Source organism: Parendozoicomonas verongulae (genome assembly GCF_009711465.1).
In the GTDB taxonomy this organism is placed as follows: Bacteria; Pseudomonadota; Gammaproteobacteria; order Pseudomonadales; family Endozoicomonadaceae; genus Sansalvadorimonas; species Sansalvadorimonas verongulae.
Genome location: NZ_SMME01000722.1, coordinates 1 through 5805, shown reverse-complemented (window position 1 = coordinate 5805; position 5805 = coordinate 1). Strand labels below are relative to the sequence as shown.

General features: G+C 48.9%; 9 protein-coding genes and 1 pseudogene. 2 read left to right on the top strand and 8 right to left on the bottom strand.

Features of this window, described 5'->3' with window-relative positions; translation table 11 throughout:
* The 4 genes from E1189_RS03945 to E1189_RS03930 form a co-directional block, all read right to left on the bottom strand.
* Positions 1-504, bottom strand: a 504-nt coding sequence (locus tag E1189_RS03945; RefSeq protein WP_230460132.1) for a hypothetical protein, incomplete at its 3' end; no start/stop codon positions are given.
* 135 nt (positions 505-639) lie between these two features.
* The gene (locus E1189_RS03940; protein ID WP_155158765.1) at positions 640-939 is read right to left on the bottom strand and encodes a hypothetical protein; all 300 of its coding nucleotides are present in this window, start codon (positions 937-939) and stop codon (positions 640-642) included.
* Positions 932-1192, bottom strand: a complete 261-nt coding sequence (locus E1189_RS03935) for a hypothetical protein (protein ID WP_155158764.1) — start codon at positions 1190-1192, stop codon at positions 932-934. The genes E1189_RS03940 and E1189_RS03935 overlap by 8 nt, the downstream gene beginning before the upstream one ends.
* 229 nt (positions 1193-1421) lie before the next feature.
* Complete coding sequence (locus tag E1189_RS03930) at positions 1422-1745, bottom strand: hypothetical protein (RefSeq protein ID WP_155158525.1); 324 nt, start codon at positions 1743-1745, stop codon at positions 1422-1424.
* 138 nt (positions 1746-1883) lie between these two features.
* On the opposite strand from E1189_RS03930, the gene E1189_RS03925 reads away from it, so the two are divergent.
* Positions 1884-2180, top strand: coding sequence for a hypothetical protein (locus E1189_RS03925; protein ID WP_155158763.1), 297 nt, complete (start codon positions 1884-1886; stop codon positions 2178-2180).
* A gap of 106 nt (positions 2181-2286) precedes the next feature.
* Here the strand turns inward: E1189_RS03925 and E1189_RS03920 are convergent, their stop codons facing one another.
* The 4 genes from E1189_RS03920 to E1189_RS03905 all read right to left on the bottom strand — a co-directional run bounded on the left by E1189_RS03920 (position 2287) and on the right by E1189_RS03905 (position 4955).
* A complete protein-coding gene (locus E1189_RS03920; protein WP_155158762.1) occupies positions 2287-2682 on the bottom strand; it encodes a helix-turn-helix domain-containing protein in 396 nt (131 codons plus the stop codon).
* 99 nt (positions 2683-2781) lie between these two features.
* The gene (locus tag E1189_RS03915; protein ID WP_155158761.1) at positions 2782-4218 is read right to left on the bottom strand and encodes an SNIPE associated domain-containing protein; all 1437 of its coding nucleotides are present in this window, start codon (positions 4216-4218) and stop codon (positions 2782-2784) included.
* A gap of 1 nt (position 4219) precedes the next feature.
* The gene (locus E1189_RS03910; RefSeq protein ID WP_155158760.1) at positions 4220-4534 is read right to left on the bottom strand and encodes a VIT1/CCC1 transporter family protein; all 315 of its coding nucleotides are present in this window, start codon (positions 4532-4534) and stop codon (positions 4220-4222) included.
* A 136-nt stretch (positions 4535-4670) separates the two neighbouring features.
* Entirely contained in the window at positions 4671-4955 is a 285-nt protein-coding gene (locus E1189_RS03905) for a hypothetical protein (protein WP_155158759.1), read from the bottom strand.
* Between the two features lie 291 nt (positions 4956-5246).
* Here E1189_RS03905 and E1189_RS26160 point away from each other — a divergent pair.
* A pseudogene (locus tag E1189_RS26160) lies at positions 5247-5654 on the top strand (type II restriction endonuclease); the annotation flags it as partial.
* Between the last annotated feature and the right edge of the window lie 151 nt (positions 5655-5805).

Sequence of the window (5805 nt, the reverse complement as noted above, 5' to 3'; positions counted from 1 at the left end):
GATCAGGAACTCGCGGAGTTTGCGGAATACCGTGCCGACGAGTTGTACGCTGTTGGTCAGGCCGTCCATGCTGGCGGCAAACTCCACCACGCCTTCATCGCTGTCGTTGAACTCGATGTCCTTCAGGCCCTTGATGGCCGGGGGCTGTGCGCCCAGAAAACCCACGTGGCGCAGGTAGTAGACGCCGGGCACCGGGTTGTTAGGGCTGTCGGGCTGGTAGAAACTGGCCGAGACCTTCTTGAACCGGCCCTTCTCCACCAGCTCTTCAAACTCCGGGTCAACCTGATCCGGGTTGGCGGTCAGGCCCTCTTCGGAAAACTGGACATCAGTAATCCAGCCCCACGCCGGGCCGTTGCTTTTGGGATGGCCGACAACAATGGGGGCTTCGTGCTGTTTGGGATCGTAGGCGTCGGCTGACGCTTTGAGGATGGACTCGGTGAACTCGGCTGCAGTGCCTTTGCTGTCGGTATGCTCACCGGCTTTGAAAATGTGGATGCCTTTCATTTGCGAATCCTTGCTGGGACTCTGCAAAGTAAAAGGGACAGTGCGGGATTTTATCAGGCGTTATATTTCCGCTCTGACCGTAATTGCGGTTGCGGGAAGGGAGAGGCCTGATGGTTCTGGCCTCTGGAGGGAGGGTTATTGCGGGGTGTTTGCTGCGCTGGTTTTCAGAATATCCAGACGTTCTTCAATGTCGTTTATCTCGGCTCGGGCCTGTTGCTCGATCTGGGTTTTGGTAGCTGTGAGTTCCTGGATGGCCAGCTGGACTGCGTCCACATCATCCGGGATGTTCATTTCCACTTCCCGGCTATCCACAGTTAGGTAACCAAGGTCGGGCATTTCGCAGCCGCTGATCTGGTAACTGATTTTGTCCGGTTTGGTGTTGGATCGCTTTGCCAGCAGGTATATGCGGCCTTTGACAGTTTGCCTCTCACCCATGTGTCGTCTCCCTGACGTTTTGTTTCCACAGGCTGTTGGCAATACTCTCCAGATACTCCGCCAGCAGCTCTTCGTTGTGATCAATGAAACTGCTCAGATATTCACTGGCCTGAACCTTGTCTTTTATTTGCTGAAGCTGCTCGCAGACAAAAGTTTCTATGAAGTTTTGTTTTTGGTCGTCCCTGTCGACCAGCCTCTGGTAGGCGGCCAGTGCGTTATCCACAGCACAGATGACTTGCTCGTATTCCGGCATTCTCCATGCCTCCGTGTTGAATGATTACCAGATCAATTCAACCGTTATTCACAAGCTATCAACCGCAGTTAAGGAAAGCAAACGCAGCAGCCGACAGCTGGCCGGTTGTGGGCTTTAGACAGGAAAAGGGGGAGAGGTGGGGAGGAAGGATAGTTGGGTGGTCTGATCAGACAAGGAGGGAGCAGGAAGGGGCCAGACTGGCCCCTGTGGGCAGGGGTGAGGTCTCGGGTTACAGGCGGGGGCTGACCTTTCGCATGGTATAGAAAGCCACCGTGCGGCCTTTGCCTTTGGCGTCGTCGAGCAGGTAGTCGCCTTTTTCGTAGCGTATTTCAGCGAGTGCCTTTTCGTCGAAGGCGACCTCTTCGCTGGCTGTTTTGAGAGTGGCTTTCCAGCCTCCGATACAGTTCAGGCCACCTTCGGTGACAGGCTGCTCATCAATCCGTACTTCGTAGGTTTTGTTGAGCATGGCCTTGAAGTTTTTGGCGATGATCTCGGTTGAGGCGGCTGCGGTTGACTTGTTTGTAGTCTTAGTCTCTGTGGCGTTCTTGCTCATGGCTTTCTCCTTGATGTTGTTGTTCGTTGCAGTGTTCACATTAGGATGGTGTGGGGAGAAAGCGAGTGGTTGTGGTCGTTTATTTTCGTGTTAATCTGAAGTGCGAATAAGAAAGTGAGGGAGTATCACGGAGAGTCCATGTCGCCTAACCGGTATCATCAGACTGAAGCCACTGAAACAGTTTTCTTTTTGTTAGCGGCCATGGCTTATGCGAACAACAAAACAGAGATGGAGCATGTGGCCATTAATGTTGCCAACCAGATGGTCAAACATTATCTGCCATTTAAAGTGTTCTTTAAGGCATCTGAAAGCATGGAGACGATGATAAAGCAGTGTGCTGCAGAAATGGGCCGAGATCCGCTGGATATATGTGCAGACCCCAAGGTTGAGCTGGCAGAGATAGAGTTGGAAATTGAGCATAGCCAGCCTCATTAATCATAGTCGTCGCAGAAGGAAAAAGGCCTCCTCAGAGGCCTTCCATCCACTACGTGAGAGAGCTTGAGGTTTTAGGTATACACTGACGAACCTTTCACATGTTCAGTCACGATATACCAAACTTGCTAACTTCTGTTGTGAGTTGAGGCTTATGGATTAAAATATCCGCAGGAATGCCAAGCCCAAGATAAAGCTTTCTAATCATGGCAAGGGTCAGAGGACGCTTGCCGTTCAAAACTTCAGAAGCCTGAGTTTGAGAACCAAAGTAAGGCACCATGTCTTTACGAGATAGGCCCTGCTGATCCATACGAAACTTGATAGCTTCTATCGGGTCAGGGTTATCCATAGGGAGGTGCTCTGCTTCATACTTTTCGATAAGAATAGAGAGCACTTCCAGTTCATTCTCCTCAGCGGAGCCTTCAACAAAATTGCTGTCCATCAGATCTAGCAGGCGAGCCATGGCTTCAGCATGATCTTGTTCGGTCTTAATGACTTTGATCACGAACATCACTCCCTCCTAAAAACGCTGTTTGTCATACTCTGCGTGTAAACTAATCCACCCAATGCCGGAAGCCGGAGCCGGAGCCGGAGCCGGAGCCGGTCAGGCTGCAGCTACGTCTACCTTCTGCAATCGTCTGGTTTCATAATACTCTTCTGCAAGCGCCGTCATTTTGAACTCAGTATCTATTCCGGCAATTCGCTCAACAGCCTGCCTAATATCGTGCAGATCTACATGAAAGAACTCTTTTCGCATATTCACGGCATTCACTCTCGACTCTGTGAATTCCCGATGGAGTGCTGACTCTAGTGCGGGGGCATCATCCACATAAACCATGGCATGTACATCAAAGGAAAATGGCACACTTGCATCACCCAGCTCTTTGACTCGATCCATCGGTTCAAGTCGTCTTGTAAGACCAATTTTATAAACGTTCTCACCAAACGAGCCAATATTGCTAATCACATAAACATGACCTTTTCTGGTCTGTTCTGCCATGCTCTTGGCTCGCTCCTCTTTGGCTTCTGCATCTGCCAGCTGTTGCTCAAGATCCGCAATTCTCTGCTCAGCCACAGCTCTCTCTTTTTCAGAAACTTGGCTGAGCTCTTCCCGTGCTCTGGCCAGCATGTCCCTGTACATGCGCTCTTCTTTTTCAGCCTGAGCTACCGCTCTCTCGTATTCCTTGATGGCTTTTTGCTCTTCCCGAATCTGCTCCCTGATTAGCCGCTGTTCTTCTTGCTCTTCCTGCTTTTTGAGTGCGTGCTGGTACTGGAGGGTGCACTCCTGAAACTTCAGTTCGACATAGCGAATATTAAAGCCACACTTGAGACTTGCGGCTGACTTTTCCAGAGTATTGGCAAGCTTTTCAATCCTCTCCAGTGTTCTTACATAAGAACTTGGCTTGACCTTGCCAATGAGAAGGTCGCACTCAATATTGAAGGCAGACAGCATAAGGCGCACCTGACCCTCAAGAATTTTTTTGTTGTAGGATTTGTTCTCGGAGATGACGATGTCTTCAGGGTAGGTGACGGCTTCCTTCACCTTAATAAGCTCCTTCTGCTCCTGTCGGATCTGCTTTATTTCTTCTGCAAACCGTTCAGAGGTTTCGTAGAGATACTCTGGTCTCTCAAAGTGGCCATGGCTGGTCAAACCATCTATGCGGGAGTAGAGATCCAGATCAGCTAACAGGGCATCAAGTGCCACACTTTCTGCTTCATGGGATACTTTTATCGCATCCAGATCGGTAGTCAGTTTCTGATATTGTTTCTTTCCCTCTTCAAGAGAGTCTTCGATCTGGTCGGCATGCTTTTTGAGCTTTTGAAGCTCCTTGGTATCAGCGTCTGTTTTCTTAAAATAATCTTCAGCCTTTTTAGCTTCAATTTGCAGCGTTTCAAGTTCAGACTGTTTGCTTTTGATCGCTCCGGATAAAGACGAATATTCCTTTATCTTCTTATCGGCCTGTTTGCTGGTAATGAAAAAAGTCAGCACTGCAGAAATGGTAGCGGCTGCTACGGCTGCAGCAATCATCGTAGGTTCCATTCTATTTCAAGACCTCTCGAATAATCTGTGTTCTTAAACTTTCTCGTTCGGAGCAGCGCAGCTCGTACATAGCTTTTGAGTCAGAAAGTTCTTTTTTGAGACGTTCTTTGGCCGCAGCGATTTCCTCTTTTTCCCTTTGGCGCATCTGACGCTCATAGTCTTTCTGCTGCCTGGCAAACTCACGCTCCAACCGTGCTTCTTCTCTGGCCAGAGCCTTTTCTTGCCGTTCTCTTTCTCTTATCGCTTGTTTATTAGCGCGATCAATAGCCTTGGCGACTTTGACAACTGTTCTAAAGCCATTGCTGCGTCTTGCCATGAAAATCAGTCCTTTAACGTGGTTATCCCGCTTCCTCTCTGTATGTATCATGACTCACTACAGCCGCAATGCAGCCTCAGCTAAAAGTAAATCAGAGGAAACTGTACACAGATGATGAGTGAACTGCATTTAACGTCTATGCGGTATAAATACGAGCAGGCACTTTTTGATTGTCATAAAGTTCAACCATAACTTTTAGTGGTAACTCAGAACCTTTCCACTCAGCTTGAATTTGTACCATATCAAATTCGCACATTTCATCTTCACGAAGCATGTCGACAATCTCTCTATCGTCCATGCCTGTATATTCAGGCCATTTGTCAATCAGGCCTCTGGCATTTGCAACAGTGTCCTGTTCTGTCTGGCCTACGTAAGCCTCAGTAATCTCTGAGCGCCCATAGGTGATCATATAAAAAGCCATTTTCTCCTCCTGAATAGTCCTGTACCGAAAATGTGCCTTGCTTTTGTACTTATGGGAAAAAGTCTTTGGTAAGACTGCCCCTCTCGCACTCTTCTGTCCATAGCATGGAGCTTTTTCTCGTTTCATGTGAACAGGCATAGACAGCCCTCAAAATCTGAGCAACTATCTGATGTGCTTAGGCGCGTGGGGATGTTAAAGAATGGGGGTAAGAGAGGCTATTTTGATATTGTGATTGGATAAGGAACAAAAAAATGGCTGGCGAACTGATCCTCTTTCAGGCGGCCAGGTCTTGGTCTGGAGAACCACCTTGATCATGCTTTCCGGGAGTTCGGAATTAAATTTGAGCATGGTTCCCGTAAGAATGTTACGGAAAATAAGAAGAAGCCTGACTTCCTCTTCCCTTCCTTTGAGTCCTATCACAATGAGGGCTTTCCTGGTGCTCACCTGCGGGTGCTGGGGGCTAAATCTAGCTGTAAAGACCGGTGGCGGCAGGTGCTGTCAGAAGCAAACAAGATTGAGAAAAAACATTTGCTGACCCTGCAGCCTGGGATCAGTCAGTCCCAGACATCGGAGATGCAGGCGAGTAACTTGCAGCTGGTGGTTCCGGAGTCTGTTCAGGCTTCTTATACGGAAGAGCAGCAGGGGTGGCTTATGTCTTTGAGGGAATTTACTGGTGAGGTGCTTAAGCTTCAGAGGTGATTTGGGTGGTTTGTTTTTGGGTTCTTATTCGTTGCCCCGTGATTTTGCGTTGGGGTTCATTTAGACCCGGCCTCGCGACAACGCCCTTGCCCTTTCGTTAACCTTCGGCTCTGCGAATACTTGGTAAGAGGACTTTCACCTCTCGAGTTAA